The 22,860-nt window shown below is 64.0% G+C and carries 18 protein-coding genes and 2 pseudogenes; 12 read left to right on the forward strand and 8 right to left on the reverse strand.

Annotated elements, in window-relative coordinates; genetic code table 11:
• The first annotated feature begins 46 nt into the window (after window positions 1-46).
• Together ACODSK_RS18945 and ACODSK_RS18950 are read left to right on the forward strand one after the other, a co-directional pair.
• Window positions 47-646 carry an FMN-dependent NADH-azoreductase gene (locus tag ACODSK_RS18945; protein ID WP_489018200.1) on the forward strand — a complete coding sequence of 200 codons (600 nt, stop codon included), beginning with the start codon at window positions 47-49 and terminating at the stop codon, window positions 644-646.
• A gap of 267 nt (window positions 647-913) precedes the next feature.
• Window positions 914-1,792 (forward strand): carboxylate/amino acid/amine transporter, encoded by an 879-nt coding sequence (locus tag ACODSK_RS18950; protein WP_489018201.1) that lies wholly within the window; start codon window positions 914-916, stop codon window positions 1,790-1,792.
• Here ACODSK_RS18950 and ACODSK_RS18955 read toward each other — a convergent pair.
• Window positions 1,730-3,040, reverse strand: coding sequence for a mechanosensitive ion channel family protein (locus tag ACODSK_RS18955; RefSeq protein ID WP_489018203.1), 1,311 nt, complete (start codon window positions 3,038-3,040; stop codon window positions 1,730-1,732). The two genes, ACODSK_RS18950 and ACODSK_RS18955, sit on opposite strands and share 63 nt — an antisense overlap.
• Window positions 3,041-3,187: 147 nt before the next feature.
• Here ACODSK_RS18955 and ACODSK_RS18960 point away from each other — a divergent pair, with 147 nt between their 5' ends.
• On the forward strand, window positions 3,188-4,513 hold the full coding sequence (locus ACODSK_RS18960; protein ID WP_489018204.1) for a DEAD/DEAH box helicase: 1,326 nt from the start codon (window positions 3,188-3,190) through the stop codon (window positions 4,511-4,513).
• A gap of 120 nt (window positions 4,514-4,633) precedes the next feature.
• On the opposite strand, the gene ACODSK_RS18965 is transcribed toward ACODSK_RS18960, so the two are convergent.
• Window positions 4,634-4,903, reverse strand: coding sequence for a hypothetical protein (locus tag ACODSK_RS18965; RefSeq protein ID WP_489018205.1), 270 nt, complete (start codon window positions 4,901-4,903; stop codon window positions 4,634-4,636).
• A gap of 118 nt (window positions 4,904-5,021) precedes the next feature.
• Between ACODSK_RS18965 and ACODSK_RS18970 the strand changes: the two genes are divergently transcribed.
• Window positions 5,022-5,417 carry a transcriptional regulator gene (locus ACODSK_RS18970; RefSeq protein WP_489018206.1) on the forward strand — a complete coding sequence of 132 codons (396 nt, stop codon included), beginning with the start codon at window positions 5,022-5,024 and terminating at the stop codon, window positions 5,415-5,417.
• 109 nt (window positions 5,418-5,526) lie between these two features.
• Window positions 5,527-6,459, forward strand: coding sequence for a DMT family transporter (locus tag ACODSK_RS18975; RefSeq protein WP_489018207.1), 933 nt, complete (start codon window positions 5,527-5,529; stop codon window positions 6,457-6,459).
• Here ACODSK_RS18975 and ACODSK_RS18980 read toward each other — a convergent pair.
• Entirely contained in the window at window positions 6,404-7,585 is a 1,182-nt protein-coding gene (locus ACODSK_RS18980; RefSeq protein WP_489018209.1) for an MFS transporter, read from the reverse strand. The two genes, ACODSK_RS18975 and ACODSK_RS18980, sit on opposite strands and share 56 nt — an antisense overlap.
• Before the next feature lie 109 nt (window positions 7,586-7,694).
• Between ACODSK_RS18980 and ptrR the strand changes: the two genes are divergently transcribed.
• Both ptrR and ACODSK_RS18990 read left to right on the forward strand, forming a co-directional pair.
• A complete protein-coding gene (ptrR, locus tag ACODSK_RS18985; RefSeq protein WP_489018211.1) occupies window positions 7,695-8,588 on the forward strand; it encodes a putrescine utilization regulator PtrR in 894 nt (297 codons plus the stop codon).
• Window positions 8,589-8,703: 115 nt separating this feature from the next.
• Window positions 8,704-8,826, forward strand: coding sequence for a PA1414 family protein (locus ACODSK_RS18990; protein ID WP_489018212.1), 123 nt, complete (start codon window positions 8,704-8,706; stop codon window positions 8,824-8,826).
• 169 nt (window positions 8,827-8,995) lie between these two features.
• Here the strand turns inward: ACODSK_RS18990 and ACODSK_RS18995 are convergent, their stop codons facing one another.
• Together ACODSK_RS18995 and speB are read right to left on the reverse strand one after the other, a co-directional pair.
• On the reverse strand, window positions 8,996-10,375 hold the full coding sequence (locus ACODSK_RS18995; RefSeq protein WP_489018213.1) for a sodium:solute symporter family protein: 1,380 nt from the start codon (window positions 10,373-10,375) through the stop codon (window positions 8,996-8,998).
• 142 nt (window positions 10,376-10,517) lie between these two features.
• Window positions 10,518-11,468 carry an agmatinase gene (speB, locus tag ACODSK_RS19000; RefSeq protein ID WP_489018214.1) on the reverse strand — a complete coding sequence of 317 codons (951 nt, stop codon included), beginning with the start codon at window positions 11,466-11,468 and terminating at the stop codon, window positions 10,518-10,520.
• 224 nt (window positions 11,469-11,692) lie between these two features.
• Here speB and ACODSK_RS19005 point away from each other — a divergent pair, with 224 nt between their 5' ends.
• The 4 genes and pseudogenes from ACODSK_RS19005 (at window position 11,693) to ACODSK_RS19020 (ending at window position 14,964) form a co-directional block, all read left to right on the forward strand.
• Window positions 11,693-12,586: a LysR family transcriptional regulator gene (locus ACODSK_RS19005; RefSeq protein ID WP_489018215.1), complete on the forward strand. Its 894-nt coding sequence runs from the start codon at window positions 11,693-11,695 to the stop codon at window positions 12,584-12,586.
• A gap of 136 nt (window positions 12,587-12,722) precedes the next feature.
• Window positions 12,723-13,004 (forward strand): annotated as a pseudogene (locus tag ACODSK_RS19010) (PAS domain-containing protein); the annotation flags it as partial.
• A 309-nt stretch (window positions 13,005-13,313) separates the two neighbouring features.
• Window positions 13,314-14,288 (forward strand): annotated as a pseudogene (locus tag ACODSK_RS19015) (methyl-accepting chemotaxis protein); the annotation flags it as partial.
• Window positions 14,289-14,364: 76 nt separating this feature from the next.
• On the forward strand, window positions 14,365-14,964 hold the full coding sequence (locus tag ACODSK_RS19020) for a tRNA-uridine aminocarboxypropyltransferase (RefSeq protein ID WP_489018216.1): 600 nt from the start codon (window positions 14,365-14,367) through the stop codon (window positions 14,962-14,964).
• Between the two features lie 110 nt (window positions 14,965-15,074).
• Here the strand turns inward: ACODSK_RS19020 and ACODSK_RS19025 are convergent, their stop codons facing one another.
• The 3 genes from ACODSK_RS19025 to ACODSK_RS19035 form a co-directional block, all read right to left on the reverse strand.
• The gene (locus tag ACODSK_RS19025; RefSeq protein WP_489018217.1) at window positions 15,075-16,421 is read right to left on the reverse strand and encodes an HlyD family type I secretion periplasmic adaptor subunit; all 1,347 of its coding nucleotides are present in this window, start codon (window positions 16,419-16,421) and stop codon (window positions 15,075-15,077) included.
• 123 nt (window positions 16,422-16,544) lie between these two features.
• On the reverse strand, window positions 16,545-18,698 hold the full coding sequence (locus tag ACODSK_RS19030; RefSeq protein ID WP_489018218.1) for a type I secretion system permease/ATPase: 2,154 nt from the start codon (window positions 18,696-18,698) through the stop codon (window positions 16,545-16,547).
• Between the two features lie 35 nt (window positions 18,699-18,733).
• On the reverse strand, window positions 18,734-20,107 hold the full coding sequence (locus tag ACODSK_RS19035) for a TolC family outer membrane protein (RefSeq protein ID WP_489018219.1): 1,374 nt from the start codon (window positions 20,105-20,107) through the stop codon (window positions 18,734-18,736).
• Between the two features lie 517 nt (window positions 20,108-20,624).
• Between ACODSK_RS19035 and ACODSK_RS19040 the strand changes: the two genes are divergently transcribed.
• The coding region (locus ACODSK_RS19040) for a retention module-containing protein (protein ID WP_489018220.1) at window positions 20,625-22,860 on the forward strand (2,236 nt) is incomplete at its 3' end.

Consider the following 22,860-nt stretch of genomic DNA (forward strand, 5'->3'; position numbering starts at 1 on the left):
CTCACCTCCATCGACTTAGCGACCTTGCCGATGGAGGCAACCTTCAATGTCCCGCGTACTGATCATCGAAAGCAGCGCCCGCCAGCAGGATTCCACTTCCCGTCAACTGACCCGTGATTTCATCGCCCAATGGCAAGCGGCCAACCCTGCCGACACCGTGACTGTGCGCGATGTGGCACTGAACCCGCTGCCGCACCTGGACAGCACCTTGCTGGGTGGCTGGATGAAGCCGCAGGACCAGCGCAGCGCAGAAGAAGCGCAGGCCCTGACCCGCTCCAACGAACTGACCGACGAAGTACTGGCCGCCGACGTGCTGGTGCTGGCCGCGCCGATGTACAACTTCACCATCCCGAGCACCCTGAAGGCCTGGCTGGACCATGTGCTGCGTGCCGGCGTGACCTTCAAGTACACCGAGACCGGCCCGCAAGGCCTGCTCACCGGCAAGCGCGCCTACGTGCTGACTGCCCGCGGCGGCATCCATGCCGGCGCCGCCAGCGATCACCAGGAACCCTACCTGCGCCAGGTGCTGGCCTTCATCGGCATCCACGACGTGACCTTCATCCATGCCGAGGGCCTGAACATGGGCGGCGACTTCCACGAGAAGGGCCTGAACCAGGCCAAGGCCAAGCTGGCTGCGGTGGCTTGAGGTAAAGAACATTCCCTGACTGACACCCCTTTTTGCTCCTTTGGGTGTACTGCCCGGTCGAAGCCCTGCGCTTGGCCGGGCTTTTTTATTGCTCTTGAAGGCCTCATCGCCGGCCACGCCGGCTCCCACAGGTTTAGCGGTGCAAACGATCCTTGTGGGAGCCGGCGTTGCCGGCGATGAGGCCCTCCGCTTCAAAACAAATCCCGAGAATTGCACTCGGATACCCCAACCCGCTAAGGTCGCCGCCTTGATCCCCGAGAGGCAACCATGGGCTACCTACTGATCGTCGCGCTGATCCAGGCGTATTCCTTCAACCTGATCGGCGAATACCTCGCCGGGCATGTCGACAGCTACTTCGCGGTATTGGCCCGGGTGGTGCTGGCCCTGCTGGTGTTCCTGCCGCTGACCCGCTGGCGCCAGGTCGAGCCGCGCTTCATGCGGGCGATGCTGGTGATCGGCGCGCTGCAGTTCGGCATTACCTACGTCTGCCTGTACCTCAGCTTCCGCGTGCTGACGGTGCCGGAAGTGCTGCTGTTCACCATCCTCACCCCCTTGCACGTGACCCTGATCGAAGATGCGCTGAACCGCCGCTTCAATCCCTGGGCGCTGCTCGCCGCGCTGGTGGCGGTGGCGGGCGCCGCAGTAATCCGCTTCGAAAGCATCGACCCGGACTTCTTCATCGGCTTCCTGCTCCTGCAACTGGCCAACTTCACCTACGCCGCCGGCCAGGTTCTGTACAAGCACCTGGTCGCCCGCCACCCCAGCGACCTGCCGCACTACCGGCGCTTCGGCTATTTCTACCTGGGGGCGCTTATCGTCGTGCTCCCGGCCTTCCTCGCCTTCGGCAATGCCGAGCGCCTGCCCACCAGCGATGCCCAGTGGGGCGTGCTGCTGTTCCTCGGCCTGGTGCCGACCGCGTTGGGGCTGTACTGGTGGAACAAGGGTGCCTGCCTGGTTTCAGGCGGCACCCTTGCGGTGATGAACAATCTGCATGTCCCGGTGGGCCTGCTGCTCAACCTGCTGATCTGGAATCAGGACGAGCCGTTGGGGCGCCTGGCCCTGGGCGGCAGCATCATCCTGGCGTCACTCTGGCTCAGTCGCCTCGGCACGCAGCGCCCGGCGCTCGCCGGCCAGGCCGGTCGTTAGCGAATCCAGCCCGGCGCGCAGGTCACTGCCGCTGGGCTGCTGGTACAGGGCCAGGCCGAACTCCGGCAGCACCGCCAGCAGGTAGTCGAAGATATCGCCCTGGATCCGCTCGTACTCGGCCCACACCGTGGTGCGGGTGAAGCAGTAGATCTCCAGCGGCACGCCCTCGGCGGTGGTCTGCATCTGGCGGACCATGCAGGTCATGCCCTGCTGCACGTCGGGGTGGTTCTTCAGGTAGGCGAGGGCGAAGGCGCGGAAGGTGCCGATATTGGTCAACCGGCGGCGGTTGGCCGAGAGCTCGGCGACCTGGCCCTGGGCTTCATTCCAGTCGTGCAGTTCGTTGCGCTTTTGCGCCAGGTAGTCCTTGAGCAGGCGCACGTCGGTCAGGCGGTGCTGTTCTTCGGCGGTGAGGAAGCGCACGCCGCCGGCGTCGATGAACAGGCTGCGCTTGATCCGCCGCCCGCCCGATTGCTGCATGCCGCGCCAGTTGCGGAAGGACTCGCTCATCAGGCGCCAGGTGGGGATGGAGACGATGGTCTTGTCGAAATTCTGCACCTTGACCGTGTGCAACGTGATGTCCACCACATCGCCATCGGCGCCGACCTGGGGCATCTCGATCCAGTCGCCGACCCGCAGCATGTCGTTGCTGGTCAGCTGCACGCTGGCGACGAACGACAGCAGGGTGTCCTTGTACACCAACAGGATCACCGCCGACATGGCACCCAGGCCGGACAGCAGCAACAGCGGCGAGCGGTCGATCAGGGTGGCGACGATGATGATCGCGCCGAACACGTAGAGCACCATCTTCGCCAGTTGCACGTAGCCTTTGATCGAGCGGGTGCGGGCGTGTTCGGTGCGCGCGTAGATGTCCAGCAGGGCGTCGAGCAGGGCGGCCAGGGCCAGTAGCAGGAACAGGATGGTGAAGGCCAGCGCCACATTGCCGAGGAAATGCTGGCTGGTGGCGCTCAGCTCCGGCACCAGCTTCAGGCCGAACTGCACCACCAGCGACGGGGTGATCTGCGCCAGGCGGTGAAAGACCTTGTTGTGCAGTAGGTCCTTGAGCCACAGCAGCGCCGGCTGTCGGCTGAGCAGCTTGACCGCATGCAGGATGACGAAGCGCGCCACGCGCCCCAGCAGCAGGGCGATGACCAGCAGCGCCACCACGCCGATAGCCGCATGCAGCACGGGATGCTGGTCGAGGGTGCCCCAGAGGTCGAGGGCGTCTTGCCAGAACTGTTCGATAGCCATGGGTAACGCAAAAACTCCGGATCAATGAAAAACAGGGTCGTCATTAGAGCCGCACCGACGCTCCCCGGGCAAAAAGAAATTCGGCTCCGGCGGCGGAAAACGTTACCCTATGTGGCTGAATTTCTGCACATGCCCGAGGTTACATCCGTGTTTTCCCAATTCGCCCTGCACGAACGCCTGCTCAAAGCCGTCGCCGCACTCAACTTTGTCGAGCCGACGCCGGTGCAGGCGGCGGCCATTCCCCTGGCCTTGCAAGGGCGTGACCTGCGGGTGACGGCGAAAACCGGCAGCGGCAAGACCGCGGCCTTTGTCCTGCCGGTGCTCAACCGCTTGGTCGACCTGAACCAGAAGCGCGTCGAGATCCGCGCCCTGGTCCTGCTGCCGACCCGCGAGCTGGCCCAGCAGACCCTCAAGGAAGTCGAGCGTTTCGCCCAGTTCACCTTCATCAAGTCGGGAATCATCACCGGCGGCGAAGACTTCAAGGAACAGGCAGCGATGCTGCGCAAGGTGCCGGACATCCTCATCGGTACCCCGGGCCGCATGCTCGAACACCTCAACGCCGGCAACCTGGACCTCGAGCACGTGCAGGTGGTGGTCCTCGATGAAGCCGACCGCATGCTCGACATGGGCTTTGCCGAAGACGTCGAGCGCATGTGCGGGCTGTGCCCGAACCGCGAGCAGACCCTGTTGTTCTCCGCCACCACCGGCGGTGCCGGCCTGCGCGACATGATCGCCAAGGTGCTGAAGGACCCGGAGCACCTGATGCTCAACGCGGTCAGCCAGCTCAACGAAACCACCCGCCAGCAGATCATCACTGCCGACCACAACCAGCACAAAGAGCAGATCGCCCAGTGGCTGCTGGCCAACGAGACCTACGAAAAGGCCATCATCTTCACCAACACCCGGGTCATGGCCGACCGCATCTACGGTCACCTGGTGGCCAAGGACGTGAAGGCCTTCGTCCTGCACGGCGACAAGGACCAGAAGGACCGCAAGCTGGCCATCGAGCGCTTCAAGACCGGCGGCGCGAAAGTGCTGGTGGCCACCGATGTGGCGGCCCGCGGCCTGGACGTCGATGGGCTGGACCTGGTGATCAACTTCGACATGCCACGCAGCGGTGACGAGTACGTGCACCGTATCGGCCGTACCGGTCGTGCCGGCGCCGATGGCCTGGCGGTGTCGCTGATCTGCCACGGCGACTGGAACCTGATGTCGAGCATCGAGCGCTACCTGAAGCAGACCTTCGAGCGCCGCGTGATCAAGGAAGTGAAGGGCACCTACAGCGGGCCGAAGAAGGTCAAGGCGTCGGGCAAGGCGGCCGGGGCGAAGAAGAAAAAGACTGCGGACAAGAAGGGCGACAAGAAGGTCGCAGCCAAGCGCAAGCCGACCGCCAAGCCACGGCCGAATGCACCGCTGACCAGTTCCGATGGTCTGGCGCCGCTGAAGAAGAAGCGCGCTCCGGCGGCTGAGTAATCAGCCGCTCTTGAGGGCCCTATCGCCGGCAACGCCGGCTCCCACAGGTATCGGGGCATGCCGCCGAAACTTGTGGGAGCCGGCGTTGCCGGCGATGAGGCCCTCGAATTCACCACAGGATCAGGTCTTTTTCTCGGCCTCCTTCAATTCCTGCATCCGCTTGTCGATCAACTGGCACTTGTCCGGCAGGTCCTTGCTCTCCGTCCCCAGCTTCATCCCTCGCAGCTCATCATTGATTTCCTTGGCCTTCTGCGGATTCTGTTCGGTCAGCCGCGTCACTTCCTTGGCCAGTTCCTCACGTTTCTCCGTCGCCTCCTCCAGGGTGCAGGCCCAGCTCGGCAGGGCCAGCAGCAGACTGGCGGTGGCGGTCAGCATCATCAGGGTCTTCATGGTCGAGCCTCCTTGTTCCAGGTTCCCGGTTGAGGCGGGTGCCGTCGGGAAAGTTCAGTCGAACCGCGGCGACCCGGGCCGGTCACAACCTTGACTGTCACCACCCGAGGCCTTTGCCATGAGCACTGTGTATGACTGGGACCTGATCGAACGCCTGCTGCATGACGTGCAGAACTGCGCCGGACAAGACTTCAAACCGCGCGCCAGCGCCGAGGCGCACGCCACGCAGTTGGCGGCGACAGGCCAGCCGGTGGGCAACGTGGATCATCTGAAGACCCGCGCCTGCGAGTACGAACAACTGCTGGTGTTGCGCGGCTATATCGTCGGCCGGCCGACGGAAGAGGGCGGCAATGGCGAGAACTTCATGCTCACCGAACGCGGCTCGCGCCTGCTGAGCCTGATCGACAGCAGCATCCCCGGTAACGACCACCCTCGCCAGGTCCTCGATGACCAACCCGACGCGCTGGACGAGGCCACCTTCGAGGAAGTCGCCGCGAAAGCGCAGATTGCCTGAAAATGGTGCAGACACATCTGGTAATGCCTGACCGCCCGCATCAATAATTGGCGCCAATTCTTCGCTGCCAAGAGGTTGTCATGCCGTTGCCAGAGTGTGGGGGTGAGCGATGAGTACGCCCCGTCGCGATCCCGATGCCTTCGCTTTCCAGGTCATGCTCGGCCTGTGCCTGATCTGGGGTGTCCAGCAGGTGGCGGTGAAATGGGCTGCCGCCGATATTGCCCCGGTGATGCAGGCGGCGACCCGCTCGGGGATTTCCGCGCTGCTGGTCGGCCTGCTGATGTGCTGGCGCGGCGGCTGGGAGCAGGTGGGCACGACCTGGCGCGCGGGTTTGCTGGCCGGCGCGCTGTTTGGTATCGAGTTCCTGTTTATCGCCGAGGGCCTGCTGCTGACCTCGGCGGCGCATATGTCGGTGTTCCTCTACACCGCACCGGTGTTCACCGCCCTCGGTCTGCATTTCAGCCTGCCCAGCGAGCGCCTGCGGCCGTTGCAGTGGCTGGGGATCCTGTTGTCGTTCGGCGGGATCGCGGTGGCCTTTGCCGGCGGCCTGTCGCTGGATGATCTCAACGGCCCGATGCTGCTGGGCGATGCCTTCGGCGTTCTGGCCGGCGCGGCTTGGGGCGCGACCACTGTAGTGGTGCGCTGCTCGCGGCTGTCCGAAGCGCCGGCGACCCTGACCCTGTTCTATCAGTTGGCGGTGGGCTTTGTCGGCCTGCTGCTGATCGCTGCCTTCAGCGGCAAGATCACCCATGTCACGTTGACCCCGATCGCCATCGGCAGCGTTCTGTTCCAGGCCCTGGTGGTGTCGTTCTTCAGTTACCTGACCTGGTTCTGGCTGCTGCGCAAATACCTGGCCTCGAACCTTGCGGTGTTCTCCTTCGTCACGCCGATCTTCGGCGTGACCTTCGGCGTGCTGCTGCTGGACGAGCCGCTGAGCCTGAACTTCATCCTCGGCGCCCTGTGCGTGTTACTGGGCATCGTCCTGGTCAGCGCGGAACAGTGGGTGCGCAGGCGCTTGCGCGCACTGCTGGGACAGCGTTAGGGCGCAAGGTCAGCAGGCCGGCTAGCAGCAAACCACTGCCGGCCACCAGCAGCGCAGGTTGCAGGCTGCCGGCGAACTGATTGCTTAGCGCGGCGAGCAACGGGCCGCTCAACTGGCCGATGGCGAAGCAAGCGGTGAGCAGGCCGGCATTGCGCTGGGTGGCGTGGGGCGCCAGTTCCCGTGAACGCTGCATGACCAGTTGCATACAGGCCAGGAACGGGCCGCCGCAGAGGATCACGCCCAGCATCAGGCCCAGGCCGTCGCCCATCAGGCAGGCGAACACCCCGGCCGCTTGCAGCCACAGGGTCAGCATCAGCCAGCGCGGTGTGCTGCCGGTTGTCGGCCGGCGCAGGCTGAGCAGCATCACGCCGAGGGCCGCCGCCAGGCCGAAGCCAGGCCAGAACAGGTCGGCCAGCCAGTGGCCGTGGAAACGTGCGCTGGCCATCTGCGACATGAAGGTCGCGGGGATGATGTAGCCGATCCCGTACAAGCCATAGATCACCCCCAGGCGAGCGATACCGCGGGTCGGTGCGCTGCTGGTTGCTGCCTGGCTGGCGGCCGGCAGATGCTCGGGGCGCGGCAGCAGCGGCCGGATCGCCAGCAGCATGATCAGCGCGGCAGCGGCATAGATCAGCCACAGCGGTGCCGAGCCCAGGCCATACAGGTTGGAAACCAGCGCCAACAGGCCGGTGAGCATGATGCCCAGGCCGGGACCGGCGAAGATCAGCGCACCGAGCCGTGGCAGATTGTGATGGGCGGCCAGCGGCTGGGTCAGGCTGGTGATCATCACCAGCACCCAGGCACTCGCCACGCCGGTGCCGAAGCGCAGCAGGGCGTGGCCGACGAAGCCGTCCGCCTCGAACGACACCAGGGTCAGCAGCACGCACAGCCACAGGCCGATATCCAGGCGCAGGCGGATCTGCCGGGGGCTGCGGGCGAACATCGCATCCAGCGCGCCGAGCAGGTAGCCGAGGTAGTTGGCGGCGGCCACCAGGCCGGCGGTGGTCAGGCTGAGCTGGCCTTCGCCGACCAGGTGCGGCAGCTGCGGGGTCAGGGCGAAGCGGCCGATGCCCATGGCCATCATCAGGGCGACGAAGCTGGCCATCAGGCGCAGGGTTGGCGACATGTCCGTTACTCCTGTCAGAGGATTCGTTAGATGTCGTCAGACTACTGGTGGTTGGCATTCTTAAAAATTGAATAATAATGAGCGACTTGTTCAATTTTGGAGAACGGTTGTGGAGTTGAGCCAATTGCGCATTTTCCAGGCCGTGGCCGAAACCGGTTCGGTCACCCGCGCCGCCGAGTTGTTGCACCGGGTGCCGTCGAATCTCTCGACCCGCCTGCGCCAGCTTGAAGAACAGCTCGGCGTCGAGCTGTTCCACCGCGAGCGCCAGCGCCTGCAACTGTCGCCCGCCGGCAAGGTGCTGCTGGACTACGCCGCGCGCATGCTGGCCCTGCACGACGAGGCTTTCGCCGCAGTGCAGGGTGGTCAGCCCGCTGGCGAATTCATCCTTGGCAGCATGTACAGCACGGCGGCGATTCACCTGCCGGCGTTGCTGGCGCGGTATCACAAGACCTACCCGGCGGTGAACCTGCAGGTGCAGACCGCCCCCAGCGGCGAATTGCTTGAAGGCCTGCTTGCCGGGCGCCTGGATGCGGCATTGCTGGACGGGCCGCTGTCGTTGTCCGGGCTGGATGGTGTGCCGCTGTGCGAGGAAACCCTGGTGATGATCACCGAGCCGGATCACCCGCCGGTGCGCAGCGCGCGGGATGTGGCCGGGCGTCCGGTGTTCACCTTCCGCAAGGGCTGTTCCTACCGCATGCGCCTGGAGGCCTGGTATGCCCACGACCATGCCGCCATGGGCCGGGCCATGGAGATCGAGTCGTACCAGAGCATGCTGGCCTGTGTAGTGGCGGGTTCCGGGGTGGCGTTGATGTCGCAATCGATGCTCGACAGCCTGCCCGGGCGCGAGAATGTCGCGGCCCACCGCCTGCAAAGCCCGTTCGACCAGGCCACCACCTGGCTGGTGTGGCGCCGGGGCATGCGTGGGGCCAACCTGGATGCCTGGGTGAACCTGCAGGAAGAAGGGCGGGAGGCACCGTTCGTCGGCCAGGCGCTTAGCGCTTGATGCAGGTCAGGTGTGTAGGAAATTTCGCAAGCGGCAGTCCGCACATACGACTATGATTGCTACGAAACATCGTAGCCAAAGTGGATTGGACGATGACCCTCAAGGGGGAGATGCCATGAAAGACCTGATGATGAACTGGCTCCACGACCTGGCGGTCGCCCTGGGCCTGATCCCGCCGATGCAGCCGGTACCGATTCCGACCGATGAAGACAAGCGCAAGCGGCAGCCGCGGCGCTGAGGAGGTCAGTTGGTCATGTGTTGACCCGTAGGGCTCTATCGCTGGCAAGCCAGCTCCCACAGGGTCAGCGGTGCACGCGGTCCCTGTGGGAGCTGGCTTGCCAGCGATGAGGCCAGAGCTGCCAAAGAAAAAGGGCCTGCTATCTGCAGGCCCTTTTCAGTTCAGCTTCTCAAGCCAGCTTCGCCGCATTCACTTCCGCACGCGACATCAAGCTCACTACCACGAAACTCACCAGGCCGATGGCCAGGCTGTAGTAGATCGGCGTGTTCGCATCCATGCCGTCCTTGATCATGAACACCAGGGCAGTGACGAAGCCCAGGGTCATGCTGACGATGGCGCCGCGGGTAGTCGCGCGTTTCCAGTAGATCGCACCGATCAGCGGTACCAGCATGCCGCCCACCAGCAGGTTGTAGGCCAGGGTCAGGGCGCTGATCACGTCTTCCACCACCAGGGCGATGGCCAGTACGACCAGGCCGGTGAGCAGGGTGAACAGACGGTTGATCGCCAGGCTCGACTGCTTGCCGCCACGCAGTTTCGGCAGCAGGTCTTCGGTGAGTACGGTGGACGCGGCCAGCAGACCGGCGCTGGCGGTGGACATCATCGCGGCCAGGGCCGCAGCGATCACCAGGCCACGAATACCGTCCGGCAGCGCCGATTTGACGATGGCGGCGAAGGCGTTGTTGGCGTTGCCCAGGTCAGGCAGCAGCACATGGGCGGCCATGCCGATCACCGCGCAGACCAGACCGTAGATCACGCAGTACACGCCTGCGGTGGTGCCGGCGTACTTGGCGACGTTCTCGTCACGGGCGGTGAACACCCGCTGCCAGATATCCTGGCCGATCAGGATGCCGAAGAAGTAGATCAGGAAGTAGGTGATGATGGTGTCCCAGCCGATGGTGGTCAGGCTGAAGCTGGCCGCCGGCAGCTTGGCTACCAGCTCGTCCCAGCCGCCCACGCGGTACAGGCAGATCGGCAGCAGGACGAACATCAGGCCCACGGTCTTGATGATGAACTGGACGATGTCGGTCAGGGTCAGCGACCACATGCCGCCGATGGTCGAGTACACCACCACCACGCCGCCGCCGAGCAGGATCGCCGCCCAGAACGGCAGCTCGAACAGCACCTGCAGCACGGTACCGATGGCCAGGGTCGAGGTGACGCCGATCATCAGCGCGTAGGCGAGCATGATCACCGCACTGGCCTGGCGCGCCATCGGGTTGTAGCGACGCTCAAGCACCTGGGTCACGGTGAAGATGCGCAGGCGCAGCAGGGGTTTGGCGAGGAACAGGTTGAGGGCGATGATGCCCAGGCCCAGCGCGGCGCACAGCCAGAAGCCGGAAATGCCGTGGACGTAGCCCAGTTTTACGGTGCCGACGGTGGAAGCGCCGCCCAGCACGGTGGCGGCCATGGTGCCCATGTACAGGCTCGGGCCGAGATTGCGTCCGGCCACCAGGTATTCTTCGTGGGTCTTGGCGCGGCGCATGCCGTACCAGCCCAGCAACAGCATGCCGGCGGCGTATATCAGTACAACGAATATGTCCAAGGCCATGGGTGTCTCCAATTATCTTTTTTATGTGAGATCGATCCCGCGCGCGGCAGGCCGTCGCGGGTCTTTTCTTCGTAGTAGCGCGGCCCGTGGTGAAGCGGGCCGCCGTCATGGCTCCTGCCGGATTGCCGTCCTTGCCTTGGCTTTAGCGACGGGCTACGCCGGGCAGCACGCAGAGCATTTCGTAGAGCAGGTTGGCGCCGAGCAACGAGGTGTTGCCGGTGGTGTCGTAGGGTGGGGAGACCTCCACCAGGTCGCAGCCGATCAGGTCCAGGCCCTGGCAACCGCGGATGATTTCCATCGCCTGGATGGTGGTCAGTCCGCCGATTTCCGGAGTACCGGTGCCCGGCGCCCAGGCCGGGTCGATGCCGTCGATGTCGAACGACAGGTACACCGGGCCGCCGCCGACCTTCTCGCGGACTTCTGCCATCAGCGGCTCCAGCGACTTGTGCCAGCACTCTTCGGCCTGGACCACGCGGAAGCCCTGTTTGCGGCTCCAGTTGAAGTCTTCGGCGGTATAGCCCTGGGCGCGCAGGCCGATCTGCACCACGCGATCGCAATCGAGCAGGCCTTCTTCCACGGCGCGGCGGAAGGTGGTGCCGTGGGCGATCTTCTCGCCGAACATGTGGTCGTTGACGTCGGCGTGGGCGTCGATGTGGACCAGGCCGATCTTGCCGTGCTTTTTGTGCAGGGCACGCAGGATCGGCAGGGTGATGGTGTGGTCGCCGCCCAGGGTCAGGGGGATCACATTGTGCTCGACGATGGTGTCGTAGGCTTCTTCGATGATGCGCACGGCGTCGAGCAGGTTGAAGGTGTTGATCGCCACATCACCGATATCGGCGACCGACAGCGAGTCGAACGGCGCGGCGCCGGTGGCCATGTTGTACGGGCGGATCATCACCGACTCGGCGCGGATCTGCCGCGGGCCGAAGCGGGTGCCGGAACGCAGGGAGGTACCGATGTCCAGGGGCACGCCGATGAAAGCGGCGTCCAGACCGGCAGGGCTTTGCAGGTGAGGAAGGCGGAGCATGGTAGCGATGCCGCCGAAGCGCGGCATTTCGTTGCCGCCCAGTGGTTGGTGAAGAATCTTGTCCACGGTTTCGGGCCTCATCGATTCGATTGTTCTAGTTGTTGATATCTGTTCTCGACAGCGGCCAGCCAGCCGCAATTGTCCTGGAACAGTTGCTGTGCGGCTTAGTCTGCGAAAGGTAGTGCGGTAGAAGAATCGCTACAGGCAAATACTTAGTTCAGGTTTTTCTGAACTATCTTCTCAGGCACGGTTAGACTGTGCCGATTTCCGACCTGCGGACGCCCGTTGCCATGGCCTCGAACCTGCCCGATCTGAAGCTGCTGCGTATCTTTGCCAGCGTGGTGCGCCATCAGGGCTTCGCCAACGCCCAGCGCGACCTCAACCTGTCCACTTCGGCGATCAGCACCTACATGAGCCAGCTGGAAGGGGCACTGGGCATCGTCCTCTGTCATCGCGGTCGCGGCGGTTTCAGCCTGACCAGCAAGGGCGAACTGTTCCATCAGGAGACCCTGCGCCTGCTCGCCGAGCTGGACGGCTTCGAGCAATACGCGGCAGCGCTCAAGGGCGAGCTGCGCGGCACCCTCAACCTCGGAGTGATCGACTCCACCGTCGGCGACCGTGCCTTGCCCCTGGCCGAAGCCATCGGTGCCTACAGCCTGGAACACCCGGCGGTGCACCTGCACCTGTCGGTGTCGAGTCCCTACGAGTTGCAGCTGGGCGTGCAGGATAACCGCCTGGATCTGGCGATCGGCGCCTTCTCCACGCGAATGAGTGGGCTGGTCTATCAGCCCCTGTACCGCGAGCAACATTGGCTGTATTGCAGCAATCGCCACCCGCTGTACCACGAGCGGCGCATCCCCGAGCAGGTGATTACCCAGCAGCGCATGGTCGGCCGTGGCTACTGGAGCCAGGCGGAACTGGCCCGGCATGGTTTCAAGCACAGCGCCGCAACCGTGGAGAGTATGGAAGCGCAGCTGATTCTGGTTCTGTCCGGCGCTTACATTGGCTATCTGCCCGAACACTATGCCCAGGCCTGGGTCGACAAGGGCGACCTGCGGGTGCTGTCGCCGGCGACCTTCGGTTACCAGGCGCCGTTTTCCATGATCATCCGCCGTGGGCGCAGCCGCGAACCGTTGATCCAGACCTTCCGCGACCTGCTTCGTGCGCAGTTGACGCCAAGCTGATGATGGCCAGTAGCCATTCATACTTTGTGTCTATGGTAAAAATACTGGCCCGTTGCCCCCATCCAGTTGAATGCTCTGCTAGACCTTTTCTTGCTGTGATGAACTTTCCATCCATCTCATCAGCAGGGATCGCAAGATGCGCAATAACTTGCCCGTTACTGAGCATGAAAGAACCTTCCCCCAGGAACAGCGACTGATCTCCACCACCGACCTGAACAGTCGCATCACCTATTGCAACGACGCATTCGTCGCCATCAGCGGCTTCACCCGCGAAGAATTGATCGGCCAACCGCACAACATCGTCCGCCACCCCGACATGCCGCCTGCGGTGTTCGGCCATATGTGGGAGACGATCAAGGAAGGCAAGCCGTGGATGGGGGTGGTCAAGAACCGTGCGAAGAACGGTGATTTCTACTGGGTCAGCGCCTATGTCACGGCGATCTACGAGAACGGCCGAATCAGTGGCTACGAGTCGGTGCGCTCGCTGCCGACCCGTGACCAGGTTGGGCGGGCCTCGGCGCTGTATGCACGATTGCGCGCCGGCCGTGCGCCGACGCCCCTGGCTGCGCGGGTCATGGATGTGCTGGAGCATGGCTGGCCGTTGCTGGTGGCCGGGCTGGTGTCGGTGTTCGGCTACCTGGCCTTGCCGCAGTACGCTGCCCTTGGCTTGCTCATGGCCAGTCTGCTGGCGGCCTGGTTTCTTATGGAGAGTCGCCACAACCGGATCATCCATCGCACCCTGGCCGAACACCCGAAGGCCTTCACCAGCCCGCTGGTGGCCCTGACCTACAGCCGCAACCTCGGCCCGCAAGGGCGCCTGGACCTGGCGATGATCAGCGAGGAGGCGCGCCTGCAGACCGCACTGACGCGCCTGGTGGACGCCGGTGTCAGCGTCAAGACACGGGCTTCGCAGTCGTCGGACCTGTCCGACTCCCAGGCCCAGGCGCTTGACCGCCAGCGCAGCGAAACCGACCAGTCGGCCACGGCGGTGGCGCAGATGGCGGCGACCATCCAGCAGGTCACCCAGAACGTGCAGAACACCGCCCATGCCGCGTCCGACGCCGATGAGCTGACCCGCCAGGGCAGCAGCCTGGCGCAGCAGAGCCTGAAGGCGATGGGCAGCATGACCGAGGCGGTGCACGAGATCGGCCAGGCGGTCAACGCCCTGGCCGAGCAGACCCAGTCCATTGGCAGCGTGGTGGACGTGATCACCTCGATTGCCGAGCAGACCAACCTGCTGGCCCTCAACGCGGCTATCGAAGCCGCACGAGCGGGCGAGCAGGGCCGGGGTTTTGCCGTGGTGGCCGACGAAGTCCGTTCCCTGGCACAGCGCACCCGGGCCTCGACCGAGGAGATCCACCAGATCATCGCCTCGCTGCGTGCCGGTGCCGACCGGGCGGTGAGCAGTGCCAGCAAGGGCGAGCAGATCTCCCGCGACAGCGTGCACAGTGTCGAAGCGGTGCAGCAGGCGCTTGGCGGGATCAGCGAGGCGGTCAGTCGCATCACCGGCATGAGCCAGCAGATCGCCACGGCCTCCGAGCAGCAGAGTCATGTGGTGGAAGACATCAACCAGCAGATCGTGCGCATTGCCCAGCTTTGCGACCACAGCGCCGGCCAGGCCCGGCAGGGTGCTGAGATCAGCCTGGAACTGGAGCGCATGGCCGGTTACCTGCACGACCTCGCCGAACGCTTCAACCGTTAGCTTCATCGCCGGCCCACAAGGATGTGGGTGCTTTCCGGGACTGCTGTGGCACACTTCTCCGCCCCAGGAGAACCCGATGTCCAGAATCCACTGCGAGCGCTGCCTGCGCCCACAAAGCCATTGCCTTTGCCCGTCGATCCCGTCGCTGGAAAGTCGTACCCGGGTGGTGCTGTTGCAGCATCCCGATGAAGTGCGTCATGCGCTGAACACGGCGCGACTGGCGGCGCTGGGGCTGCGAAATGCCGAACTGCGGGTGGGGGAGGTGTTCGACGACCTTGCGCAACTGATCGCCACGCCCGGCTACCGGGTGGCCTTGCTGTTTCCGGGCGAGGAAGCGCAGCCGTTGCAGGCCTATGGTGAAGACGCGGATTCGCGTCCCTGGTTGCTGATCGTGCCCGACGGCACCTGGCGCAAGGCGCGCAAGCTGCTCTATCTCAATCCGCTGCTGGAGGGGCTGCCGCGGGTGACCCTGGCCGAGGTGCGGCCGTCGCGCTACCGGCTGCGCAAGGCGCCGGAAGAAGGAGCTCTGGCGACCATCGAGGCAGTCACCCAGGCCTTGAATGTGCTGGAGGGGGAAGGGCGATTCGATGAGCTGTTGCGGCCGTTCGACAGGCTGATCGAGGCGCAGATCGAGGCGATGGGGCGGGAGACGTTCGAGCGTAATCACCTTCGGTAAATGGTGGTGATTTTGCGGGCCTCATCGCTGGCAATGCCAGCTCCCACAGGGTTTGCGGTGCACGCAATACCTGTGGGAGCCGGCGTTGCCGGCGATGAGGCCGTCAGCCTTCACCTTTCCCGCAAGGCCTCGGTACGCGCCTTGAGCACCGGCTTGAGCAGGTAGTCCAGCACGCTCTTCTCGCCGGTGATGATATCCACCGTCGCCACCATCCCCGGGATGATCAGCAGCGGCTTGTTGTCCCCGCCCAGGTGATTCTTTTCCGTGCGCACCTGGATCATGTAGAAGGCATTGCCCTTGTCGTCGGTGATGGTGTCGGCGCCGATCAGTTCCAGCCTGGCCTTCAGGCCGCCGTAGATGGAGTAGTCGTAGGCGCTGAACTTGACCATCGCGCTTTGCCCCGGATGCAGGAAGGCCACGTCCTGCGGCCGCACCCGGGCCTCGATCAGCAGGTTGTCCTCCACCGGCACGATTTCCACCATGTCGCTGCCCGGCTGGACCACGCCGCCAATGGTGTTGACCTTGAGCAGCTTGATGATGCCGTGCACCGGCGAAACCACCGTGGTGCGGTTGACCCGGTCATCGATGGCGACGCTGGTGGCGGTGATCTTCGACAGGTCGGTGCGTTTTTCGTTGAGTTCCTTGGCCGCTTCGGAGCGGAAGCTGGCGTCGGTTTCCTCGATCTTGCTCCTGATCTCCGCCACCGCCGCCTCGGCCCGGGGGATCGCCAGGCTGGTGGCGTTCATCGAGCCGCGGGCTTCCACGGCGTTGCGCTTGAGACGGAGGATCTCCACCGGCGAGATAGCGCCGGTCTTGACCAACGGGGTCGACATGTCCAGTTCCTGTTGCAGCAGGGCCAGGCCGGAACGGTACTGCTCCAGCTTGGAGCGGAACTCCGCCAGTTCCTGGGTCTTCTGCCGCAGTTGTTCGTTCAGGGTCTGTTTCTCGCTGCCCAGGCGGCGCTGCCGCGATTGATACAGGGCCATCTCGTCCTCTGCGACCTGCGGCGCCTTGCTGCGCACCTCGGCCGAGACCTGGAACGGCTTGCCCTCGGCCTCTGCCGCCAGGCGATCGACCTGGGCGGTGAGGGCATAGCGGTCGGCTTCGCTCTCGCCCTTGTTCGAGCGAAAGCGCGTGTCGTCGAGACGCAGCAGGGTATCGCCCTTGTTCACCATCTGCCCTTCGCGGACGAAGATCTCGGTGACGATGCCGCCCTCTAGGTTCTGGATGACCTGGACCTTGCTCGACGGGATTGCCTTGCCTTCGCCGGTGGTCACTTCATCGAGCACGGCGAATTTGGCCCACACCAGCGCCACCAGCAGCAGCGCTGCTGCCAGCCACACGGTGAGCCGCGACAGGCGTGGCGAGTCCTGCAGGGTGGCCTTGGCCAGGTCCGGCAGATAGTCGCGTTCGGCGGTCTTGTTGAAGCTGTTGAAGTAGCTGCGTAGCGAGGACATGGTGCTTGCGCCTCCCATCTAGCACGGTCCCTGTGGGAGCTGGCTTGCCAGCGATAGCGGTGGTGTATCCCCTATTGCAATCGCTTGCAAGCCAGCTCCCACAGGGACCGCGTCGTGCTTTTTTTAGAGTGCCTGGCCGATCCGGCCCTTGCGCAGGGCATCGATGACCGCATCCTTGGCCCCGTCGGCAACGATCTTGCCGTTGTCCAGCACCAGCAGGCGGTCCACCAGGCTGAGCATCGAGGTGCGGTGGGTCACCAGCAGCAGGGTCTTGCCTCCGATCCAGCCGTGCAGACGCTGGCGCAGTTGTTCTTCGCTGCTGTTGTCCATATGGCTGGTGGGTTCGTCGAGGATCACGATCGGCGGCTCCAGCAGCATCGCCCGGGCCAGCAGCACGGCCTGGCGTTGACCGCCCGAGAGCAGTTGGCCGCGCTCGCCGAGGGGCCGGTCGAAGCCCCGTGGGTGCTGCTTGGCCAACTCGCTGACGCCGGTCAGTTCGGCGACTTCGAGCATCCGCGTATCGCTGACATAGCGGGCGCCGAGGGTCAGGTTGTCGCGCAGGCTGCCGGCCAGCAGCGGCAGGTCGTGGGCAACGTAGCCCAGTTGCTGGCGCAGGTCGGTGATATCCAGTTGGCGCAGGTCGAGGTTGTCGAGCAGGACCTGGCCATCGTCCGGTTCATAGAAGCCCATGACCATGCGCGCCAGGGTGCTTTTGCCCGAGCCGCTGCGGCCGATGATGCCGATGCGTTCACCCGGCTTGATGCTGAAGCTGATGCTGTTCAATGCCGCCGAGGCCTGGCCGGGGTAGCGGAAGGTCAGCCGGTTGACCTCCAGCGCGCCTTGCAGGCGGGTGTGTTCCAGTGGTTGCTGGTCGGCGCGGCGCTCCTGGGGCAGGGCCATCAGCGCGTCGGTGCTGCGCATGGTCAGTTGCGCCTGCTGGTAGCGGGTGATCAGCCCGGCGATCTGCCCCAGCGGCGCCAGGGTGCGGCTGCCGAGCATGTAGCAGGCGACCAGGGCGCCGACGCTGAGGTTGCCGGCAATGATGCTGTAGACCCCGGCGACGATGGTGGCCATGCCGCAGAACTGCTGGATAAACAGCGTACCGTTGGTGGCCAGGGCCGAGAGTTGACGGGCGTGGGCGTCGAGCTGGGTGAGGGCGCCGTGGGTGCTTTCCCACTGGTACTGGCGCTCGCTTTCGGCGCCGCAGGCCTTGAGGGTCTCCAGGCCGCCGAGGGTTTCGATCAGCAGCGCCTGGCGCACCGAGCCGAGGGCCAGGCTCTTCTGCACGGTGTCGCGCAGGCGTACCTGGATCAGCAGGGCGAAAACGATGGTCAGGGGAAAGGCGATCAGCGGGATCAGTACCAGCCAGCCGCCGAGCAGGCCGATCACCGCCAGCATCAGGACCACGAAGGGCAGGTCGATCACGCTGGTCAGGGTCACCGCGGTGAGAAATTCGCGCAGGCCCTGGAAGTCGTGGATGCTCTGGGCGAAGCCGCCGATGGTGGCCGGACGGGCCTTCATCGACATGCCGGTGATGCGCTCGAACAGGGTCGCCGAGAGGATCATGTCGGTCTTCTTCCCGGCCTGGTCCAGCAGGTGCGCGCGGACTACCCGCAGCACCAGCTCGAACAGCGTACCGATCAGCAGGCCGATGACCAGCACCCACAAGGTCGAGGTGGCCTGGTTGGGCACTACGCGGTCGTAGGTCTGCATGACGAACAGCGGCACCATCAGGCCCAGCAGGTTGATCAGCAGGCTGGCCAGCAGGGCATCGCTGTACAGCCAGCGGGATTGGCGCAGGGTGTCGCGGAACCAGGCATGCACTCGCGGCACCAGCGGATCGCGCTGCTGTTCCAGTTCATGCCGGGGGCGGGCGAACAGGGCGTGGCCGGCGTAGGCTTCGGCGAGTTCCTCGCGGCTGACCCACTGCTCGCCGCCATCGGCTTCGCAGGGCAGGATCAGCGCCTGGTCGTGGTCTTTCCAGCGCCGCAGTACCGCGCAGCGGCCATCCTTGAACAGCAGGAGCACCGGCAGGTTGAGCGCGGAGATCGCCTCCAGCTCACGGCGCAGAAGCCGCGCCTGCAACCCGGCCCGGGCCGCCGCACGGGGCAGCAGGTCGAGGTCGAGGCGTTGCTGCGGCAGGGGCAGGCCGCTGCTCAGGCTGGCGCGGCTGGCCGTGCAACCGTGAAGCTTGCAGAGAATCAACAGCCCATCGAGTAACGGATCATCGAAACTCTGGCGTTGGTCCGCCGAGCTCGCCGGTTGCATGCTGGTCACAATGGCCTACCTCCCGCCGAGGTGGCGGAACAGTGTCAACGCATTTCAGGCAACTGCACGTTGGTACGCACTTCGCTCTGGGCAATGGCTTCCGGCGGCAGGGAAATCTTCTGCTTGGTCAGCAGGTCGCCCATGTTGGCCAGCAGGCGATAACCGGCGAACTCCTCGGTGTACCGCACCTCGACGTAGCGCCGGTTGGCGTTGTACAGCTCGTTCTCGCTGTCCAGCAGGTCGAGCAGGGTGCGCTGGCCGAGGCCGAACTGATCCTGGTAGGCGGCGCGGACCCGGGTGGTGGTTTCCGCGTACTGCTTGGCCGTCGGGGTTTGCCTGGTGGCGTTGTTGAAGGCGTTCCAGGCCAGCGACAGGTCTTCGTTGAGCTGGCGCAGGGCGTTGTTGCGGATGTCCATGGCCTGGTTGATCTTGTAGGCATCGGATTGCAGCCGGGCCTTGTCGGTGCCACCGCGGAACAGGTTGTAGTTCATTTCGACGCCAGCTCGCCAGTCACTGTTGCTATGGCCCTCTTCGCCACCGATGTTGTTGTTGGCGCTGGTAGACAGCACTGCATCGAAGCGCGGATAGAACGGCGACTTGGCCACTTCATATTGCTTCTCCGCGGCCTCGATATCGGCCTGGGCCGATTTCAGGTACGGGTTGTCCTGCAGCATGGCGGTACGCGCATCCTGCAGATTGGCAGGCAGCGTGCCCTTGATCGATGCAGGGCTTTCCAGCTCATCGGGAGTACGGCCGACCACGCTATAGAAGTTGGCCTCGGCGTCCTGAAGATCTACCTCGGCGGTATACAGATTGTTCTCCGCCAGGGCGCGACGGGCGGTGGACTGATCGAGGTCGGCAGTGCTGCCGACGCCGCGCTCGCTGCGCAAGCCGATCTGATCGTTGACCCGCAGGTGTGCCTGGAGGTTGTTCTTCGCCAGGCTCAGCAATTCGCGACGCTTGAGCACTTCCAGATAGACCTCGATGGTCCGCAGCGCGACGGTCTGCGCCGTTGCCTGGGTGTAGTAGGCCCGGGACGTGGCCGTGGCCTGCTGGCGAGCGACTTCGTTGGAGGTATTGAAACCGTCGAACAGCATTTGCCGCAGGCGCAATTCCGACTGGGTGTAGTTGAGCGTTTCCTTGTTGTGGTTACGCGTGCCGTCGGGGTTGAGCCCGCGGGTATTCAAGTTGTCCGAACGTTCACGGCCATAACCGGCGACCAGGTCGACGCTGGGGTAGTAGCCACCCTTGGCCTGCTTCACATCTTCATCGGCAGACAGCCGACTGCTGCCTGCGGCCTTGATTTCCGGGTGGTAATCCACGGCGCTCTGCACGGCCTCCTGCAGGGACATGGCCTGTGCATTGGCGCAGGCGATGGCCAGTAAAACTGCACTGGTGATGGGGTTCAAAACGCGCATGGGTTACTTCTCCCTGATTCCTTTTTTTGGGTCTTGCATCGCCAAAAAAATGACGAAAATTTGAGTTCAAACCGTTTCAGGCTTGTAACAACTGAGCTAAGAACATTTGCGCGAAAACCTAAGAAGAAATTTTCATAAGGGTTATGCGAAAAAAAACTTATGCGGTCTAAGAAATCCAGCACATTGTTTAACCCACAGCCCGCGTGTACCGGGCGCTGAGGCGCTTTTTTACTGGCGCCAGAAAGTTTTCAGGTCGTTTTTCGACATAGGGCATGAAAGGAGTGGAGGGGAGTAGGGCAACGAAAAATATGGCGACAGAATTTTGGCGTATTGCCTTTCGCCAGTACTCGTTGCAACTCCGCCGCGGCGATCACCGTCGGGCACCCGGGGATTGATGACAAACCCACGGCTTTGACGGTCGCAGCTACTTCGAGTCGGACACTTTTCCGGGTGTCCGCCCACGAGACACCACAGGCTTTCCTGCAAGAGAACGTCGGCAGTGGAGAGGAGTGGCTAGATGGCTAAGTCAATCGGTGTGGTCAGCAAGGTGATCGGTCAGGTGTTCGCGGTCGAGGCTGATGGAACCCGGCGGTTGTTGGTCGAAGGTGATCGTCTGTTCGTCGGTGAGCAACTGGAAACCGGCGCGACAGGGGCGGTGGCGGTGCACCTGGCCAATGGCGGAGAGCTGACCCTGGGGCGCGACAGCAGCCTTAGCCTTTCCAATGCCTTGCTGGCCAACCAGGCTCCCCATGTGCTGGCGCCTGAGGTCATCACCCCGAGCGAAGCGCAGCTGACCGAGGTGGAAAAGCTCCAGCAAGCCATCGCCGCCGGCGGCGACCCGACCCAGGATGCCGAGGCCACTGCGGCCGGACCGGGCAATGCGGCGCCCGGCGCCCTGGGCGGCGGGCACAGTTTTGTCCTGCTCACCGAGGTGGGCGGGCGGGTCGATCCGGTGATTGGTTTTCCTACCGTCGGACTGCAGTTCTCCGGTGAACTGCCTGACTTGCTTGTCGGACTGATCGATCACAACGACGAACTTCCCGCCGTCAACAACCCCATCAGCTTCACAGGCCTGGACGTGACAGGGGGCGAGATTTCGGTCAGCGAGTCCAACCTGCCACTGGGTTCGGCCAGCGATACGGCGGCGTTGACCCAGGCCGGCAGCTTCAGCGTGGTAGCGCCGGACGGGGTGCTCAACCTGAATGTCGGCGGCATCAATGTATTGACCAATGGGGCGGTCACCGGTGTAGGACAGTCCGTTACCACCGGCCTTGGCAACGTCCTGACCATCACCGGCTATGACGCGGCCAGCGGCGTGGTCAGCTACAGCTACACCCTGACCACTGCCGGCAGCGCCCTGGGCGAGAGCATCCCGGTGTCGGCCAGCGACAGCAATGGCGACGTTACCAGCGGCAGCCTGGATGTCACCATCGTCGATGACGTACCGCGGGCGGTGGACGACAGCAACCCGTCGATCGCCACCGAGGCATCCACGGTGCTGACGGGCAATGTGCTGCCCAACGATATCCAGGGTGCGGACCGGGTCGCCAACCCGATCATCCCCGGCACCTTTGTCGGCACCTACGGCACGCTGGTGCTGGCGTCGGACGGCTCCTACACCTACACCCTGAATCCGTCGGACCCGGACTTCGTCAATCTCCATGGCGGCGGCAAAGGGACCGAGACCTTCACCTACACCCTGACTGACGCCGATGGTGACACCAGCACCGCCAACCTGGTGCTGAACATCACCAATCTCGACGACCCGGTCACCTTTGGCGGCGTCGGTGCCAACGGCGGGGTCATCACGGTCTTCGAGAAAAACCTTGGCAGCGGCAGCAGCCCTGATGCCGCTGCCCTGACCCAGAGCGGCAGCTTTACCGTCAGTGCGGCGGATGGTCTGCAAAGCCTGACTATCGGCGGGATCAATGTGGTCAGTGGCGGGGTGGCGAACACTGCAGTGCAATCGGTAGTCACGCCGCTGGGCAACACTTTCACCATAACCAGCTACGACCCCGCCACTGGTACGGTCACCTACAGCTACACCCTGCTCGGCAACGAAGCCCACCCGGCGGGCGGCGGTGCCAACAACCTCGGTGAGAGCTTCACCGTGGTGGCGACCGATACCGATGGCAGCAGCAACAGCATCAACCTGAATGTGGTGATCGTCGATGACGTGCCTACTGCTGTTGCGGATACCAATGCCTCGATGGCCACCGAGGCCGCTACGGTACTGACCGGGAATGTGCTGACCAACGATATCCAGGGGGCGGACCGTGTTGCCGGACCGATCGTTGCCGGCACCTTCACTGGAACCTACGGCACCTTGGTCCTGGCCGCAGACGGCTCCTACACCTACACGCTGAATCCTTCGGATCCGGACTTCTTCAACCTGCACGGTGGTGGGACGGGGACCGAGACCTTTACCTACACGCTGACGGATGCTGATGGCGATACCAGCACGGCGAATCTGGTGCTGGATATCAAGAACCTGAATGATCCGGTGACCCTTACCGGTCTTGATAACGCTGGCGGGGAGTTGTCGGTCTACGAGAAGAATCTGGGTGATGGCAGCAGTCCGAATGTGGCTGCTTTGACCCAGACCGGGACCTTCACCGTGACGGCTCCGGATGGTCTGCAAACCCTGAGTGTCGGCGGTATCAACGTGATCAGCGGTGGTGTAGCCGCCACCTTCCCACAAACAGCCACGACTCCTCTGGGCAATACCCTGACAGTCACCGGCTACAACGCCA

The sequence above is a fragment of the Pseudomonas sp. FG98 genome (assembly GCF_057808595.1).

Bases quoted from the DNA above. Each gene is read 5' to 3' on its own strand.
- ACODSK_RS18945 (WP_489018200.1), top strand. From the start codon at position 47: ATGTCCCGCGTACTGATCATCGAAAGCAGCGCCCGCCAGCAGGATTCC.
- ACODSK_RS18950 (WP_489018201.1), top strand. From the start codon at position 914: ATGGGCTACCTACTGATCGTCGCGCTGATCCAGGCGTATTCCTTCAAC.
- ACODSK_RS18955 (WP_489018203.1), bottom strand. From the start codon at position 3,040: ATGGCTATCGAACAGTTCTGGCAAGACGCCCTCGACCTCTGGGGCACC.
- ACODSK_RS18965 (WP_489018205.1), bottom strand. From the start codon at position 4,903: ATGAAGACCCTGATGATGCTGACCGCCACCGCCAGTCTGCTGCTGGCC.
- ACODSK_RS18970 (WP_489018206.1), top strand. From the start codon at position 5,022: ATGAGCACTGTGTATGACTGGGACCTGATCGAACGCCTGCTGCATGAC.
- ACODSK_RS18975 (WP_489018207.1), top strand. From the start codon at position 5,527: ATGAGTACGCCCCGTCGCGATCCCGATGCCTTCGCTTTCCAGGTCATG.
- ACODSK_RS18980 (WP_489018209.1), bottom strand. From the start codon at position 7,585: ATGTCGCCAACCCTGCGCCTGATGGCCAGCTTCGTCGCCCTGATGATG.
- ACODSK_RS18990 (WP_489018212.1), top strand. From the start codon at position 8,704: ATGAAAGACCTGATGATGAACTGGCTCCACGACCTGGCGGTCGCCCTG.
- ACODSK_RS18995 (WP_489018213.1), bottom strand. From the start codon at position 10,375: ATGGCCTTGGACATATTCGTTGTACTGATATACGCCGCCGGCATGCTG.
- ACODSK_RS19005 (WP_489018215.1), top strand. From the start codon at position 11,693: ATGGCCTCGAACCTGCCCGATCTGAAGCTGCTGCGTATCTTTGCCAGC.
- ACODSK_RS19020 (WP_489018216.1), top strand. From the start codon at position 14,365: ATGTCCAGAATCCACTGCGAGCGCTGCCTGCGCCCACAAAGCCATTGC.
- ACODSK_RS19025 (WP_489018217.1), bottom strand. From the start codon at position 16,421: ATGTCCTCGCTACGCAGCTACTTCAACAGCTTCAACAAGACCGCCGAA.
- ACODSK_RS19035 (WP_489018219.1), bottom strand. From the start codon at position 20,107: ATGCGCGTTTTGAACCCCATCACCAGTGCAGTTTTACTGGCCATCGCC.